At 76.0% G+C, this 17,564-nt stretch carries 6 protein-coding genes and 3 pseudogenes; 7 read left to right on the top strand and 2 right to left on the bottom strand.

Annotated features, from left to right (window positions below):
• A pseudogene (locus KPL57_RS26375) lies at positions 1-1,100 on the bottom strand (glycogen debranching enzyme GlgX); the annotation flags it as partial.
• 88 nt (positions 1,101-1,188) lie between these two features.
• Here KPL57_RS26375 and KPL57_RS26370 point away from each other — a divergent pair.
• On the top strand, positions 1,189-1,959 hold the full coding sequence (locus KPL57_RS26370) for an ABC transporter ATP-binding protein (RefSeq protein ID WP_083695224.1): 771 nt from the start codon (positions 1,189-1,191) through the stop codon (positions 1,957-1,959).
• Positions 1,960-2,074: 115 nt separating this feature from the next.
• Here KPL57_RS26370 and KPL57_RS26365 read toward each other — a convergent pair whose 3' ends face one another.
• Positions 2,075-2,767 carry a hypothetical protein gene (locus tag KPL57_RS26365; protein WP_226353567.1) on the bottom strand — a complete coding sequence of 231 codons (693 nt, stop codon included), beginning with the start codon at positions 2,765-2,767 and terminating at the stop codon, positions 2,075-2,077.
• 75 nt (positions 2,768-2,842) lie between these two features.
• Between KPL57_RS26365 and KPL57_RS26360 the strand changes: the two genes are divergently transcribed.
• The 6 genes and pseudogenes from KPL57_RS26360 to KPL57_RS26340 all read left to right on the top strand — a co-directional run bounded on the left by KPL57_RS26360 (position 2,843) and on the right by KPL57_RS26340 (position 15,313).
• Positions 2,843-4,090 carry a hypothetical protein gene (locus KPL57_RS26360; RefSeq protein WP_226353566.1) on the top strand — a complete coding sequence of 416 codons (1,248 nt, stop codon included), beginning with the start codon at positions 2,843-2,845 and terminating at the stop codon, positions 4,088-4,090.
• Positions 4,091-5,164: 1,074 nt separating this feature from the next.
• Positions 5,165-5,839, top strand: coding sequence for a hypothetical protein (locus tag KPL57_RS67350; RefSeq protein WP_264198577.1), 675 nt, complete (start codon positions 5,165-5,167; stop codon positions 5,837-5,839).
• Positions 5,840-5,965: 126 nt separating this feature from the next.
• Positions 5,966-8,401 carry a hypothetical protein gene (locus KPL57_RS26350; protein ID WP_226353564.1) on the top strand — a complete coding sequence of 812 codons (2,436 nt, stop codon included), beginning with the start codon at positions 5,966-5,968 and terminating at the stop codon, positions 8,399-8,401.
• Positions 8,398-9,516: pseudogene (gene mycP / locus KPL57_RS72755) on the top strand (type VII secretion-associated serine protease mycosin); the annotation flags it as partial. The gene KPL57_RS26350 and the pseudogene mycP, both read left to right, overlap by 4 nt.
• A gap of 12 nt (positions 9,517-9,528) precedes the next feature.
• Positions 9,529-10,438: pseudogene (locus KPL57_RS72750) on the top strand (IS5 family transposase); the annotation flags it as partial.
• Positions 10,439-10,453: 15 nt separating this feature from the next.
• Positions 10,454-15,313 (top strand): hypothetical protein, encoded by a 4,860-nt coding sequence (locus KPL57_RS26340; protein WP_226353562.1) that lies wholly within the window; start codon positions 10,454-10,456, stop codon positions 15,311-15,313.
• The last annotated feature ends 2,251 nt before the right edge of the window (positions 15,314-17,564 follow it).

The raw sequence follows: 17,564 nt of genomic DNA, 5'->3' as shown, positions 1-17,564 counted from the left end.
AGCGTCGGGTCCTGCGCGATCGCGGTGAGCAGTGCCGAGGCCGGAGAACGCCCCGACCCGGCCGGCCGAGCACCGAGGCGAGGTCGATCCGGAACCCGTCGACGCCGTAGGCGTGCACCCAGTGCCGCATGGCGTCGCAGACGAGCCGGATCACCGTGGGGGAGCCGCGTCGAGGGTGTTGCGGTGCCGGTGATGTCGGCGTCGTGCCCGGCCCCGCCGAGCGAGTAGTAGGCCGGCGCGTCGAGGCCGCGGTAGGACAGCGTGGTGCCGCCGACCCCGCCCTCGCAGGGTGGTTGGGGGACGATGTCGAGGATGACCTCGATCCCGGCCGCGTGCAGGGTGTCGACGAGGTAGCGGAACTCCGCGACCCTCGTTGCCGGGGTCGCTGTCGTAGCCGCGTGCGGGGCGAGGAACCCGAGCGTCGCGTAGCCCCAGTAGTTCGACGCCGCCCGCTCCAGCAGCGGCGGTTCCGGCGCGTTCGCCTGCACCGGCAGCAGCTCGACGGCCGTCACCCCGGTCCGCTGCAGCTGCGCGATCACCGCGGGGTGCGCCAGGCCGAGGTAGGTGCCGCGGTGCGCCTCGGGCACCTCCGGGTGCAGCCGGGTCCAGCCGCGCACGTGGATCTCCGAGATCACCGTCTCCGACCACGGCACGTCCGGCCGGGACGGGCGCGGCGCGAGGTCGGTCGAGGTGACGACCGACAGCGGCACCGAGCCGAGCGAGTCGACGGTGCTGGGCCGCCCCGACATCGGGTCGCCGTCCCACCCGCGGGCGGCGACGAGGTCGGTGACGGTGCCGGTGATCCGCGCCGCATAGGGGTCGACGAGGATCTTGTTCGGGTTCGCTCGCAGACCGTGGAACGGCCGGTACTCACCGTGCACCCGGTAGCCGTAGCGCTGGCCGGGGCGCACACCGGGGACGTGGCCGTGCCACACGCCGAAGGTGTGCTCGCGCAGCTCCACCCGGCGCTCCGTGAGCTCCTCGCCGTCGGTGTCGGAGCCGTCGACCAGGCAGACCTCGACGGTCTCGGCGCTGGTGGTGGCGACCGCGAAGCGGGTCCCGTGGTCGTCGGGGTGGGCACCGAGGGGGAAGACAGGCACGATCGGCCAGGATAGGGGGGTGACTTCGCCCCGAACCCCCGCCGCGCCCGGTGTCACAGAGATCGACGACGAGGATCTGGTCGTCGGTATGGACGCCGCCACCGTCCGTCGTGGTGACACCGTGCTCCTCGACGCCGTCGACTGGCGGGTCGAGCTCGACGAGCGCTGGGTCGTGCTCGGCCCCAACGGCGCCGGCAAGACCACCCTGCTGCGCCTGGCCGGTGCCGAGCTGCACCCGACCTCGGGCACCGTCTTCGTGCTCGGCGAGCGGATGGGCCGGGTCAACGTGTTCGAGCTCCGCACCCGGATCGGCCTCACCTCGGCCAACCTGGGTGTGCGCATCCCGGGCGACGAGATCGTCTCCGACGTCGTCGTCTCCGCTGGGTACGGCGTGCTCGGTCGCTGGCGCGAGGAGTACGAGAACGACGACACCGGCCGGGCCCGGCAGCTGCTCGACCAGCTCGGGATGGGTCCGCTGGCCGGGCGCGCCTACGGCACGCTGTCCGAGGGCGAGCGCAAGCGCACCCTGATCGCCCGCGCGCTGATGACCGACCCGGAGCTGCTGCTGCTCGACGAGCCCGCCGCCGGGCTGGACCTCGGGGGCCGCGAGGACCTCGTCACCCGGCTCGCCGACCTCGCCGACGACCCGTACGCCCCGGCGTCGGTGCTGGTCACCCACCACGTCGAGGAGATCCCGCCGAACTACAGCCACGGCCTGCTGCTGCGCGAGGGTCGTGTGGTCGCCGCGGGGCTCCTGGACGAGGTCATGACCTCCGAGCCGCTGTCGGAGACGTTCGGGCTGCCGCTGACCGTCGAGCGGCGTGGCAACGGACGGTTCACCGCCTACCGGCGCGACTGACCCCCCGCCACGCGGGCAGTGGGGGAGGCGCCGGTTGGCGAGGGATCTTCCTCGGGATGGGCCGTTCGGCGTCTTCCCGAGGTACGTCCGGGCCGGTCGCGCGCGATGGTCGTGGTCAGCTGCGGGCCGGAGAACCCGGCCGGCACGACGACCGGACGGAAGGTGCACCGATGTCGGCTCCCCGACGCGACGACCCCACGCGGCCCCAGCGCCGCACTGCGGCCCCTCGGCAGTCACTGGTCGTGGGACTGACCGCGCTCACCGCCGTCGGGGTGTTCGGGGCGGCCGTCGCCGGTGCACCGGCCGGGGAGCCCGGCGACTCCACCGAGGAGTGGGCCGCCTGGGCAGCGGGACAGCGGAACGAGGCGCTGCAGCCGGACGACGCGGAGATCCGGGCGTCGCGCGATGCCGCCCCGGAGTCCGCGCCGGAGCCCGCTCCGACCCCGTCGGCCGCGGCGGAGCCGAAGCTGCCCTCGCTCGACGGCGTCGGTGTCGACGAGCCGGAGGTCGTGGCCCCCGAGACGCTGTTGCCCGCGGTGCCGTCGGCGCCGTCCGTGCTCGGCCCGGTCGTGGCCTCCGCACCGGTGGCCGCCGCGCCCGTCGCGCTGCCGGTCCCCGTGGCGTCGGCTCCGGTCTCGCTGCCGGTGCCGGCAGCCCCCGTGCGCGAGGTCGTGACGCCGGTGGCCGAGTCGGCCGGAGAGGCCACCGACACCGTGGCCGCGTCCGCCGGAGACGCCACCGACACCGTGGGCGGGGCCGTCGCGACGACGCTCGACCGGCCCGTGGAGACCGTGGACTCCGCCGCCACCCCGTCACGTCCCTCGTCGCCGCTGACCGGCCGTCCGAGGCGTCCGGTTCCGCGACGTCCGAGGGGGCCGCGGACGTGCCGACCGGTTCCGCCCGGCAGGCGGAGGTCGCCGAGGCCCTCACCGCGTTGGGCATGCTGCCCGAGCCCGCTGCCCCGGCGGAGAGCGGCTCGCCGCAGCAGACGGAGGAGCCCGTGGCCGAGGGCACGCAGCAGGCCGCACCGGTCCAGTCCGACCCGGCACAGCCCGCTCCCGAGCAGCCCGCACCGTCACAGCCTGCACCGGCGCAGCCCGCACCGGCGCAATCCGCTCCGGAGCAGCCCGTTCTCGCGCAGCCCGCACCGTCGTCGAGCGATCCCGCGCCGGAGGAGGGGACACCCGCCGCGGAGGGCACGCCGCAGTCCGCTCCGGTGGCCGCCGCACCCGAGGAGGTCTCGGAGCGGGAGGCGCTCTCGCTCGCCGACCAGTGGATCGCGCGGATGTCGGCCGGGGCGACCGAGCGCGGGCGGTTGTCCGAGCTGGTCGCGCAGGCGCCGTCCCGCGGGGCCGCCGTCGCCGGTCAGCCGGAGCGCGCGCCCGGTGTCGACGGCACTTCCGCCCGGACCCCCACCGGCTCCGCCGCGGACGACGCGACGCCGGCCCGGACCGCCGCGGAGGTGGCCACCCAGGACGCGACCGGGCCGGCCGGGGTCGCCCTCCCGCGTGCCGAGGAGAGGACCGACCGCGCGATCGAGCAGCAGGCGGTCGAGTTCATGCTGGCCCAGCAGCAGGCCGCCCAGCAGCAGGCGGCGGAGCAGAAGGCAGCTGAGGAGAAGGCGGCCGAGCAGCAGGCGGCTGAGCAGAGGGCGGCTGAGCAGAGGGCGGCTGAGCAGAGGGCGGCCGAGCAGCAGGCGGCCGAGCAGCAGGCGGCCGAGCAGCAGGCCGCCGAGCGGAAGGCGGCGGAGCGCAGGGCCGCCGCGCAGGAGGCGGCCGAGCAGCGGGCAGCCGAGCAGCGGGCAGCCGAGCAGCGGGCAGCCGAACGGCAGGCTGCCGAGGAGCGTGCCGCGCGGCAGCAGGCCGAGGAGCAGCAGGCCTCGGAGCAGTGCTCCACCGACGCGTCGTCGCTGTCGGTCTCGGTGAAGCAGAACGACGAGGGCAAGGTGACGGCCGTCCGCATCTCCGGATTCGACGAGCACTGCTCGGGCCGTACCGCTCACGTCACCGTGAGCACCGACGACGGCGGCACGTCCGCGACGAAGACGATCAGCGGTTCCTCGGTGACCGTGTCCCTGGACGAGCCGGTCGACCCCTCGTCGGTGAGGTCGACCGAGGTGTCGGTCGGCTGAGGACGGAGGCCGGACAGTGCAGGACCGGACGGCGCAGGACCCGGCGACGGGCGATGCCACCGACGAGTGGGTCCCCGTCGACTGGACGGTGACCTGGGACGCGGGGCGCCCGAGCGGGTCCACCGGAGGAGCCGGACAGGTCTCCGGCCCGGCTCCCGGGGCCGGTCCGGAGACGGATCCGCCGGTCCAGCCACCCCCTGCCCCGTCGTCGGCGCCGGACCTCCTCCCGCCCCCGGGCCGCGATTCCGTCGACATCGGTGCGCCGGCCCGCGGCTCTGCCGAGATCGGTGCGCCGGTCCGGGACCCTGCCGACACCGGGTCGCGAGTCCGGGACCCTGCCGACACCGGGGTGCCGGTCCGGGACACCACGACGACGGCCGGGTCCCCCGGGCCGCAGGCGGGAGCCGGGGACGCGGCCGATCCGGAGACCCGTGCCCTGCGGGTGACGCCGCAGGCAGCTCCGCCGAGGTCCCCCGAGCGGACGGGAAGTGCGACCGGGGAGACCACGACCCCCACGACCCCCGCGACCCCCGCGACGACGGCGATCCCGGTGGTCACCGGCCCCACCACCCCCTCCGGCGGGAGCACCACCCCACCGGTGGGCACCGGCTCCACGGCCGGTCCGGTGCCCCGCGACGGGGCCGACCGGCGTACACCGCCACGCGGTCGGGCGCATCCGTCGTCCCGGCCGACCGCCGCGTCGCCGGACGGACCGCCGCCCGGCCCGAGGCGGCCGCGCTCGGTCCCGCAGCACCCGGACACGCCGCCGCGGCCGCGACGGCCCGCGCCGCCCGCCGGGACGAGGCCCGCACCGGTCCCGCTGCCGGTCGAGCACGCCGGCCCGGTCCGGCCCGTCGCGCCGAACGCCCCGATCCGCTACGCCGGGGACCAGCCGATGCACGGCTGGCGTCGCGGCGTCTACGCCGTCACCGCGGGCCGTTACAACCCCGGGCCGTCCCCGGCGCAGCTCGCCCGGCAGGACCTCATCCAGCAGATCCGTCGACCGCTGGCCGGGGTCCGCAGGATCGCGGTCGCCTCGATCAAGGGGGCGTCGGCAAGACGACCGTGTCGGCGTTGCTGGGGCTGGTGCTGGCGGAGAACCGCGGCGACCGGATCGTCGCCCTCGACGCCAACCCCGACGCGGGCACCCTGGCGGACCGGCTCACCGGCGACACCTCCGCGACGGTCCGGGAGCTGCTCGCGGGCGCCGCGCACGCGTCGTCGGTCCACGATCTCGACCGCTTCAGCAGCCTGGCCGGACGCCTGCGGGTCATTGCCTCGGAGCAGGATCCGGCGGCGGGGGAGTCGTTCAGCCGGGAGGAGTACGAGGCGGTCTGCGGGCTGATCGGCCGCTTCGCCAACGTGCTCGTCACCGACTCGGGCACCGGGCTGGTGCACTCGGCGATGGAGGGGACGCTGACGCTGGCCGACGCGCTCGTCGTCGTGGGGACCCCGACCGTGGACGGGGCGACGCGGGCGTCGAGGACCCTGGACTGGCTCCACGGGCACGGGTTCTCCGCGCTCGCCGAGCAGGCGGTCGTCGTGCTCTCCCAGGACCGGTGGAGCCGGGAGATCGACCGGGACGTGGTCCGCAGGCACTTCGAGTCGCGTGTCCGCGCCGTCGTGGAGCTGCCGTTCGACCAGCACCTCGCGCACGGTGGCCGGATCGACCTGGCCCGGCTGGCGCCGGCCACCGTCGACGCGGTCCTCCTGCTCGCCGCCCGGATCACCGACGGTTTCGAGGGCTGACCACCGGCCGTCGACGGGGGAAACCCCTGTGTTCGGCGGCCGCGCGACGCACGGAGGCACACCGCGGGACCGGCCTGGCCATGATCGACGGTGGATCGGGTCCGTCCCGCCGGGGGCGGTGCGCGCGTGCCCGAGGAGAGCGAGGTGGGACCGGTGACCGACGCCCGGGCCGAGTCCGTCGTGGACCCCCTGGTCGCAACCCTGGTCGGGCCGCACGTCCTGATCGCCGACGGGACCGAGGCGTCCCGGGAGCGCGGGTTCCTGTCCGGCCTGGGCCCGTCGGGGCCGCCGCTCGTCATGCTGGTCGGGACGGCCTACCGCCGGTCGGGCCTCGCGGCGGAGCTCCTCGGGCTGCTGCGCGAGGTGATGTCCGGCCCCGCGGGTGCCGACGGCGAGCTGTGGCTCGCGGTCACCGACATCGCCGCCCTGGGTGCCAGGCTGCAACAGGTCGTCGACGCCACCGGTGTCGCGCTCGTCGCCCCGTCTGGGGCCATGCGGTTCTCCGTCGGGTCCGGCATCCTCACCGGCCCCACGGTCGGCGGCGCGGGATGGGTGCGTTTCGCACCGGGGGTGGCCCCGCAGGCGCACGGCACCCGCTTCCCGCGCCCGGACTGGGAGGGCGCGCTGCCCGACGAGCCCACGGTCGTCGAGGGCGCGGCCGTCGAGCCGGTGCCCGCCGGCCTCGCGGTCCGCGGCCTCCCCGCGCCGGAGGAGGGCCCCGGGGACGACGACGTGGCGCTGCGTGCCGTTCTCGACCGACGCTTCGTGCAGCTGCTCGTCGGCGGCGCCGGTGCCGTCCCGTCGCCGGAGGCGGTCGCCGCCGCCGCGCGGACGATCACCTCCGACGGCCCCGTCCTGGTCGCGCCGCTCACCCCCGCAGCGCTCACCGACGGGTTCCCGGCGGCTCTGGGCGAGGCGCTCGGTACGGACTTCGCCCTGGGCACCGGTGTCGCGCTGCGGACGTCGTCGGGGGTGGAGACCTTCGCCGTCGAACCCGGGCGGGAGACCCGGATGCGTCCCTTCCCGACGGTGCTGCGCCAACGCCTCGACGGGGGGCAGGAGGTGCTGTCGGTCGGCCTCCCACCGGCCGGGTGGACCGCGCGGGGCTGCGGCTACGTCCGTGGCGACGCCGTCGCCACGGTCGTCCCCTCGGGCCTGGTCCTCGGTGCCGGGGACGCCGGGCCGGCGCCGGCCGATCCCCACGCCCCGACGGTCTGGACCCTCCACCTCGGCCACGACGGCGAGCCCGTCGGGGCGGAGCTCCTCGCCGCCGCCCGGTCGCTCGTCGACTCCCTCGACGACGAGCGCCGCGCCCGCCACCGGGTCCGGCTCCGCGGGGTCTGGGCCACCCCGGAGGACGCCGACCGCGCCGTCTCCCTCGGCCTGCTGCCCCGGCCGGCCCCGGCGAGCTGGGACACCACCGTGCCCGACCTGCGGGTCGAGTCGGCCGGCCGCCCGATGCCCGTTCCGGCCGTCGCGGAACCGTCCACCCCCGGCGGCCACCCGACCCTCGGTGACACACCGCAGCCGTCGGAGGCCGGCGACGGCGCGACCGGCGGTGCGGCCCCGCCACCGGCCGACGACGTCGTGCCCACGGGACCCGCCGCCGACGTCGGGCCGACCGGCCCCGTCACCGGGAACGGCGCCGCCGACGGTCCCGGTGCCGGGGACACGACCCCCGCGGCCACGACCGGGCCCGCCGACCGGGCCGGGGCACCCGAGCTGCCACCGCTCGTCGTCGAGGACCGGCCCAGCACGGGCAAGGAACGCGAACGGTTCGTCGCCGCCGCGGGGGACCACTACACCGAGGCCCTGGCGACGGTCAACGCTGCGCTGGCGTCCTGGCCGTCGCTGCGCACCGGGGACGCGTCCGGTGTCAAGACCGACCTGGCCGCGGTGTGCCTGCACCTCGGCGACGGCGACCGTGGCGGCGGCGCCGTCAACGAGGGCGTCCGGGCCGGCCGCCGCGACCTGCCGGAGGGGCAGCTGGCCTGCCTGGTCTCCGGGCTGCGTCGCCTCCCGACGCACCGGCGCCCGGTGCTGCGCCAGGGGCAGGCGCCGCAACCGCCGTCGGACCACACCGTGGTGGGCGGGACGCTCGCCGAACCGGGTTTCCTCAGTGCCACCGGCGAGCTCGACGTGACCGTCCCCGACGCCGGGTACGACGTCCTCATCTGGCCGACCACGGCGCGCCGCACGAGCGAGCTCGTCGCGGGCCGCCCCGTCGCCGAGGTCGTCTTCCCGGCCGGTACGCGGTTCCGGACCATCGGTGTGCGGGATGCGCCCGCACCTCAGGACGTCGACGGCGGGCCGGTGGCGCCGCGCCTCGCCCTTCTCGTCCGCGAGCTCGGCGCGGACGAGGGCGAGGGCGCCGGTGGCACCGAGGAGACCCGGATCGGCGAGCGCGACCAGGCGGCGCTGACCCGACTGGAGCGGGCCCTGGAGCGTCGCCGCCGGATGGTGCTGCGGACGGTGGAGGACCCGGATCTGGTCCGACGCCTCACCGTCCCGCTCCTCACGGTCGACGCGGGCGCGACCGGCGACTCGGCCGCCGCGTCGTGAGGTCGGCGAGGTCCCGCGCGGTCGGCCGGGCCGTGGCGCTCGGTGCGGCCGTGCTCGTCACGGCGCTGACCGCCCCACCGGCCCTCGCCGCGCCGCCGGCCCTCGCCGCCCCGGCGGTACGGCCGGGCTGCCTGCCCCCGCCCACGGTGACCGAGCCGACCCTGCCCTGGGCCCAGCGCCAGCTCGCGCCGCAGCGGGTGTGGCCGGTGACCCGGGGTGCCGGAGTGGTCGTCGCCGTCGTCGACACCGGGGTCGACGCCCGGACCCCGCAGCTCGCGGGCGCACACGTCCTCCCGGGTGCCGACGTCGTGTCCGACGGCCCCGCCGACGACGACTGCTACGGCCACGGGACCTTCGTCGGCGGCATCATCGCCGCGCAGCCGGTCGCGGGCAGTGGGTTCGCCGGGATCGCCCCCGACGCGACGCTGCTGCCGATCCGGGTCACGGTCCCGGGCCCGGACGGCGACGCCGGCCGGGTGACCGCCGCGTCCCTGGCCGCGGGCATCCGCCGGGCCGTGGACGAGGGCGCCCGCGTGATCAACGTGTCGGCCAGCACCAGCATCCCGGACGCCGGGCTCGCCGCGGCGGTGGCCCACGCCGCCGCCCGCGACGTCGTCGTGGTCGCCTCGGCCGCCAACGGGGCACGCACGGGCGATCCCGTCACCTACCCGGCCTCGTACCCGACGGTGATCGCGGTCGGGGCCGTCGACGCCGAGGGCGGGCGCGCCGACTTCTCCCAGACCGGCCCGTACCTGTCCCTGGTCGGCCCCGGCAGCGACGTCGTCAGCATCGGACCGGGAGGGCCCGGCCACTGGCAGGGCAGCGGCACCAGCTACGCGGCGCCGTTCGTGGCGGGCACCGCCGCCCTCGTCCGCGCCTACCGGCCCGACCTGCGTGCCGACCAGGTCAAACACCGGTTGGAGACGACCGCGACGCACCCCGCGGTCCCGCTCCCCGACCCGGCACTCGGCTGGGGCACGGTGAACCCGGTCGATGCCGTCACGGCCGTGCTGCCCGAGGAGGGAACGGGGCGGGAGGCCGCCGTCGTGGCTCCACCGGTCCGCGCACCCGAGCCGGTCGCCCCGTCGTGGGGGCCGCTGACGGCGCTGCTCAGAGCGTGTTTGGAAATGGTGGGTGTGTCGGGATGGTCGACACGGCTGGGGTGCTCCATCGTGGTCGGCATGCAGGAACGACCGCGCCGGTACCCCTCGGACACCAGTGATGCCCAGTGGGTGGTGATCGAGCCGTTGTTACCGCCGCTCGCGCGGCGGGGGCGGCCTGTTGCTCATGCTCGTCGGGACGTGCTGGACGCGATCTTGTATGTCGTGCGGACCGGGTGTGCCTGGCGGGCGTTGCCGGTGGACTTCCCGCCCTGGCAGACCGTCTACTGGTACTTCAACCAGTGGGAACAGCAGAAGGTCACCGAGAAGATCCTCCCGGTCGTGCGGGGGCAGTTACGTATCGCCGAGGGCCGTGATCCGGAGCCGAGTGCGGGGATCATCGATTCCCAGTCGGTCAAGGGCGCCGACACCGTCGGCCAGGACTCCCGCGGCTACGACGCCGGGAAGAAGACAGGCGGACGGAAACGGTTCATCGTGACCGACACCCTCGGTCTGCTGCTGACCACGATGGTGTGCTCGGCCTCGGTACAGGACCGCGACGGCGCCAAGCCGATCCTGCTCAACCTCTACCTGCGCACCAGGGTGCGGTTCGTCTACGCCGACGCCGACTTCGCCGGGCGACTGCTCGACTGGGCCGCCACGATCCTGCAGACAACGATCGAGATCATCCGCAAGCCACCCGAGCAGCGCGGATTCACCGTCCTCCCACGAAGGTGGGTGGTCGAACGGACCCTGGCCTGGCTCACCGCACACCGACGCCTGGCCCGAGACTACGAACGCCACCCCACCACATCCGAAGCCATGATCCGCTGGGCCGCGATCAACACCATCACCCGCCGCATCGCCCGTGGATACCCCGCCACCCGCCAGCAGAAACACACGACACCCTCAACCCACTAGAATTTCCAAACACGCTCTCAGCGACCAGCGGATGAGTGTGACCGCGGTGTCGTCCGGGCCGAGCGCCGACATCGGTGGCAGCGCGGGGGGCCGGGAGGGCTCCGTCGACGGGAGCCCGCACTACGGCGGCGGGCTCGCCGCCGGGGGCGCGTCCTGGTCGTCGACGAGCCATCGCCCCGACGCGACGGCCCACACCTACCGCGGTTGGCGCTGGCTGGGGTCCGACGGCCCGACCGCGATCCTCGGCCGCGACGGGCATCTGGAGCTGTCGGTGTCCCGGGACGGGACGACCACCCCGTCGCTGGCCTCGGTGCCGTTCACCCTGCGTCAGCGGGTCCCGGCGTCGTTCCTGTCCACCCAGCCCGACCCGGCGGTCCCGCCGCCGAACCAGATGCGTCCGGCGGCGGCGGTCGACCCGGAGACCGTCCTCGGCAACATCCGCGGCGACGCGCAGCGCGCCCGGACCGCGTTGCAGCAGGCGTTGCGGGCCGCGGACGTCCCTCGGGCCTGGACGGCCCCGGGGGCGCCCGCCCACCACGCCCTCGACGCGATGTTCACCCCCGAGTACCTCGACCCCTGGATCCCGCTGCTGCTGGACGGCCCGACCGACCTGCCGCCGGTCGCGCACCCGAGCCTGCCCGGCTCCACGCTGACGCCGCGGCTGCGCATCGTGCCCGAGTCGCTGCACACCGAGGCCGTGTCGGCCCAGCTCGGGGTCGGTGCGGAGTCCAACTCCATGACCTCGACGGTCGCCGGTCCCTACAGCGAGGTCTCCAGCGGTGTCCGGGGTGGCCTGGTCGGGGACGGTCGTACTCTCGACGAGTCCCGCGGCGACCTGCGCGGCGATGCCCAGGGACAGTCGTCGGCCAGCAACCGGTCCATGCAGCTCCCACTGACCGGACGCGAGCACGAGACCAAGCTCGGCGGCTCGGTCCGCATCCTCGGCGGCTCCTACCGCTACGAGGTCGGGGCGGTCCTCACCCGGCCCGGTCGCGCCGACCTGGACATCACGGGCACGGTCCGGGGCGGGGACCTGCGCCTGTTCATCGGCGAACGCGACGCCGAGGCGCTGCTGGGGCCGATGCCGGCCGAGGTGCGTGCCGCGATGACCGACGAGAAGGTGCGTGCCGACGCCTGGCGCGCCGCCGACACGGAGCTCGTCGCGGTCCAGCACCGCTACGACGAGCTCTGGCTGGACACGCCCGCGGAGGACCGCCGTCGGCTGGAGAGCCTGCGTGGTGAGGCGACCGGCCGCATCGCGACCGACCTCCGCGTGGCCGGCGAGCGCTACGCCGACGCCGCCCGCGAGTGGGCCGAGGCCAAGACCGAGCTGGACCGCCGCACCGCCCAGTGGGTGCAGCAGCGTCCGGTGGCGCCCGCGCCGCTGCCGCCCCGCGCGCGGCGGCTGGGCACGATCCCCGAGGACGACGAGCCCCCGGCGCCCACCCGGTCGGGGAGGAGCACGGCCCCGGGAGACCCCGGGACGGTCGTGCACCAGCCCTTCCGGGCACCGGAGACGCCGACGCGACCGCAGATGGACGCCATCCGCGTCGCCCTGGACGACCGTGGGCTGCGCTCCAGCCGGGACGACTCGTTCGAGATCTACCAGCGCTGGCGCGAGCAGGGCCTCCCGGTACCGCCGTCGCCGACCGAGCTGGCCCGCGCCGCGGTCGAGCACGCCGACCGGAACGGCCACACCGCCGAGGGACGTCTCGCCGCCGCGGTCACCGACCGGGACGGTCGCCCGCGGCCGTTCGTGATGCCGGACCGCTGGGTGCACCTCCTGCAGGGCGACTCCGCGGACGCCGCCCTGGCCGTCGTGGAGACCTGGCACGGGACTCCCCGGCTACCCGACTCGGACCACGGCCGCGTGGCGGAGGACGTCGTCGCCGCGGGACTCGGCACCGAGCTGACCACCGTCGGGGTGGGCGCGGACGCGTGGGCCGCGGTGTCCGCGACCGTCCGGGGCGCGGGACACGGCGCCTCGGCCGTCGTGGAAGCCGCCCGGGAGACCGGCCGGGGACCGCGCACGGTTCCCGCCATCTGGGTGCTGCTCCAGGACGGGGACACCCAGTGGCTCGTCGACCCGCGTGCCGGGGCCGCGACGCGGGTCGGGCCGGACGGTCTGCCCGCCGTCCGCGAGGTGCGCGCCGCCGCGGTCACCGGCGGTCGGGCGCCGCTGCCGCTGCCCAGCCACTCGGCCGTGCCGGAGACCGCGCCGACCCCGGAGCCGACCCCTCGGACGGAGCCCGCCGTCGCGGGCCCCGCGGCGGACCGGTCCGGCCCCGCCGGGTCCTCCTTGCCCCAGGGGGATCGCCCCGGCGACCCGACCGAACCCGGTGGGTCCGGAACGCAGAGCCCGACCGTGCCGCCGTTCGTCGTCCTCGATCCCGGCGCGGTGGGCTCCGCCACGACGACGTCGTCGGCGCCCCGGACGGTGGACGACCTGGCCTGGACCTACTCCGGATCCCGTCCCACCGCCGCCGCCGAGCTGCACGAGGCCTGGCACGGGCAGCCACACGCCCCGCGCGAGGAGCCGTCCGGGCCCGTCGGCACCCGTCGGATGCTGGAACGGACCTTCGGCGCTCCGTGGACCGCGGTCGGCACAGGTCCGGCCGCGCTCGGCGCGGTCATCGACACCGTCCGGGCCGCCGGGCCGGGCGCCGACGCGGTGGTCTGGGGCGCGTTCGAGCGCGACCCCGCCGTCCCACCGACCGGAGAGGGACACCCCCGGCTGATCGGGCCGACCCACTGGAACCTGCTCAACGACGGCGGCACGGTGCAGCTCGTCGAGCTGCGCACCGGCGACGTCGTCCCGGCCACCGCCGACCACCTGAGCTACCTGGGCCGGGTCGAGGCGGTCGGGACCGGCGCCGACGGCGTGCCGCTGGTCTTCCCCCGGACAGACCACCGGTCCGTTCCGCGGCCCCCGTTCGCCGACGACCCGACGGCCGTGTTCGGGCTGCACGAGCCGATCTGGCAACAGCTGCGGGGATCCGGTCTCGACGGGCACCTGGCGGTGCACGATCTCTGGTGGGGCCGCCCCCGCGCCACGCCGGACTCTGGCGCGACGCCCGCACCGGCCGCGACCCCCGATCCGGTCGACACCCGGGCTCCGACCGAGAGCGACCGGGGTCGGAGGAACGTCCGGGACGAGATCGAGCGGACGTTCGGGTTCCCACCGGTCGAGATCGGCACCGGCCCGGACGCGTGGGCCCGGTTCGCCGACGCGCTGCACGGCGGTGGCCACGGCGGCTCCGGGCTGGTCCGGCTCGAGCACCCCGGCGACGGGCGCGTCGAGACGCTCTCCCTGCTGCAGGTCGAGGGTGACGTGCTCGTACTGACCCCGTCCGACGGCGGCGTCGTCCTCGCCGAGCACGTCGTCGTCCCCGACGATGCGCGCCTCACGGCGGTGGGGGTCACCAGCACGGGCGACCGTGTGCGGGCCGTCCCGGCCGACGAGCCGGAACCGTTCGTGCCCGGGCCATCGGTGCCCGAGGCTCCCCCCGTGGACGCGGTTCCGGCCGCCCGCTCCGGGCGCGCGGAGCCGCTGCACCGCACCGGCCCCCGGTGGCAGCAGGGGCACGAGCCTGCGGCGGACTCCGAGCAGCTGTACCGCCGCGACGTCGTCTGGGACGCCCAGCGGGCCGCGGCACCGGTGACCCTCGTGCGGGCCGACGCCATCACGGTGCTTCCGCCCGGTGAACGGGACGTCGGCATCTCCCGGTTCGCCGACCTCGCGCCGGTGGAGGTGCGCCGCTACGAGGTGTTCCCCGGGCACTTCGTCCGTGAGCTCACCGCCGCCGTGCGGCTGGTGGGTGACCCGGCCGCGGTCGCCGAGGCCACTGCGTTGGCCGTCGAACAGCTGGAGCTGCTCAACTACCGCTACCGGCTTCCCGGCGGGGACCAGCTGCACCTGAGCCTCGATCTCTCGCCCACCCGCCCCGAGCATCAGGTCGTCGTGGTGGAGGACGTGCCGTGGGTTCGCGGGCAGTCGCCCACGTCGCACCAGGAGCGCTGGCAGCTGGACCAGATCCGCGGCCTGAAGGCGACGGGGTCCGCCGTCGCGGCGCACGAGCTCTCCCACGTGTTCGGCCTGCCGGACAGGTACGGCCCGCACGGGAACGCCGCGGCCGTCGGCGGGACCGTCGCGTACGGCGCCCTGATGGGCCCCGACGGCATCCCGGTGTACACCGAGGCCGATCTGGCCCGCCTCGACGCCCTGTTCGGCGGGCCACAGCTGCCGAGCAGGCCGCTGCCGTCGGTCACCACGCCGACGGCCCGGGATCGGCTGGTGCCGGGCCACCACCAGTGGGCCGCGATCCAGAACGTGCTGAGGGAGCTGCGTCTGCCCGTCGTCCGGGACGATCGTCCGGAGCCGACCGCCCCGGACCACCCGACCGCGTCCGGCGATGCCGCGGCGACCGCGCGGCGTACCACGGGAACGAGGCCTACCGCACGGCGTTGCTGGACGCCTACGACGCGTGGCGGCGGCGGACCTCCCCGCTTCCCTTCGACGTCGACACGCTCGCCCGGGCGACCGTCTCACTGGCCGAGATGCGCAACCTGGTGCGCGATCTGCTCCCGTTCACCACCGACCGGACGGACCGGTTCGCGCTGCATCGTGGGGCGTGGGAGGAGTTGGCGGGCAGCGGTCTCGACGGGCACCTGGCGCTGCACGACCTGTGGCGTGGACGCCCACGGGAGGTCGTCGCCGAGCCCGCCGCGGATGCGGTCGAGCAGACGTTCGGCGCCCCGCTGGCGGAGATCGGCACCGGCGTCGCCGCCTGGGTGCAGGTCCACAACGGCCTGGTCCACGGCGGTGACGGCAGCTCGGCGCTGGTCCGGATGCATGACCCGGCCACGGGACGAACCGAGACGGTGTCGATGATCCACAGCCGGGGAGCCGTGGTCGTGCTGACCCCGTCCGACGGCGGCGTCGTCGCCGCGGTGCGGCGGGAGCCGGGCGCCGGCGTGGTCGTCTCGGCCGTCGCGACGGGCCGCGACGGCAACCTGCTGCGACTGCACGATCCCGCGCCGGCCGACGGCGTATCCACCGACGTCGTGCCCACCGACGCCGCCCCGGAACCCACCCCCGCACCCGAAGCTGCTCCCACGCCCGAGCCGGCCTACGCCCCCGCCCCGGGCAACACGCTGGCCCCAGCGACCCAGAGCGGTCCGACCACGGGCGTCGACCACGTCGTCACGGTGGCCGCCGCACTGTTGCCGCGCTCGCCCGCCGACAACGATCTCGCCTCCCTGCGGCACGCCGTCCGGGACGACGTGGGTGCCCTGCTCGACGGCCGCATCGTGCGGGTCGGCCGGGAGAAGGTCCTCGTCACCGTGGACCCGGACTGGTCGGCGGCGACCCCGGTCGACGGTGGCTCACCCGAGCCCGCAGGCGCGTCCCGTGAGTCCCACCGGGGCTCCTCGGCGGCGACGTCGTCGTCGCGGTCGCCGATGACCCGTTGGTTCCTCTTCGTCCCGGCGGTCCCCGGTCTGTTCGGCCTCGGTGGGGTGACCCTGCCGACCGGGGCGTCGACGCACCGCACGGCCGTCCGCTCGGAGTCCGAGCAGGTCGCGATCTCGGTGACGCTGCCCGAGCGGCCCGAGGGCGGCACCGGGTTCCGGGGCATGCGCACGGTCGAGGTGCCGCTGCGCTTCAGCCTCACCAGGGTCGACGCCGCAGGCGACCCGATCGTCCCGACGACGACGGTCGGGGACCGTCCCGGCGACCCCCGGGTCTCGGCCGGGATGACCGTGCCTGTCGGGCTCCGCAGCACCGGGACGACGGTGCCGCTGCCGCCGACCCTGCCTCCGTCGTTGGTGGAGGGCGCGCACCTGGACTCCTCGACGCCCGGACGGCACCAGCGGACGGCACTGCCCGCCACCCCGGAGCGGACGCCGGACGTGGCGCGACAGCTGGCCGAGCACATCGGGTCGGCGAACCCCCACACCCTGCGTGCGCTGCGGACGGCGCTGAGCTCGGACGGCCTCGCCTCGCAGCTGCCACGGATGGCGGTCGGCCCGCGCCAGGCCGGCAGCGGCGCCGGCTGGGTGGACTCGGTGTCGTTGCTCCCCAAGAGCAACCCGCTGCTCTCGCTGTTCAGCTCGCACGGCCGCAGGCTCCAGCTGCGAGCGGTCGCCCGGGAGGTCGAGTACCTGGAGACCATCGAGGGAGCGAGCTGGTCCACCACGACGAAGGGCGCCGCGACGGCCGCCGGCGGCACCCGGGCGAGCCGGGCGGGCGAGGGCTCACTCGGGGCCGGAGCGGGCGTCGACGTCGGCATGGTCACCGCGGCGGCCGGTCCGCTCGGGGCGGCCGGCCGCTCGGCCGAGACCTCCCACGCCCACGACCGCACGACCACCCACGAGTCGACGCAGGACCGGACGGGCCCGGTCGTGCGCTACCGCACGGTCTACGACCTGGAGGCCCGCCTCCCGGGCCAGGCGCCGATCACCTTCGACCGTGCGCTCACCGCGCAGCACTGGACCACCCCGGAGGAGGCGGCCCGCACCGGCGTCCTCCCCACGGCGGACGGCCTCCCGGGAGGCCCGTCGGCGTCTCCCGAGCCGCAGGCGACGAGCGAGAAGCTCGCCGCGATCATGCGGGACTCGGTGGCGTTGCTGCCGGGCCACCACCGGTGGTCGTGGCGGGACTCGACCTTCGCCACCTCCTTCGACGACACCCGGCTGAGCGGCGGGATCTCCGACCGCCACGAGCGCGAACTCGGCCGCACGGACGCGGTCGAGGCGGCGGTGTCGGCGGACCGGCTGCCCCGCATCACCCCGGACCTGCTCGTGGACGGGCCGCTCACCGTCGAGCTCACCCCCGAACCCGGCCGCGGCCACGACTACCACGTCGCGCTGCGGGTCTCGGCCCGGCTCGACGGCGAGCTGGTCGACCTGGGCCCCGCCCCGGAGCGCCCCTCGACCACGCGGATCGGCGAGACCGGTAGCGGCGAGCACACCGCGAAGCGGGGCTGGTCGGTCACCGGGGGAGTCGTCGGCCGGGTGTACTCGCAGCTTGCCGGGAACCTCGCACTGGCCACCTTCTACAGCAAGCTCGGGTACCACCGTTCCACCTCGACGACGATCAGGCACACCACCGGGGTCCGACGTCGGGGGGGGCCCGCGGCCCC

Source organism: Pseudonocardia sp. ICBG601, from assembly GCF_020496245.1.
Note: the sequence above shows the minus strand (reverse complement) of the source record. Positions and strands in the feature narration are given on the sequence as shown.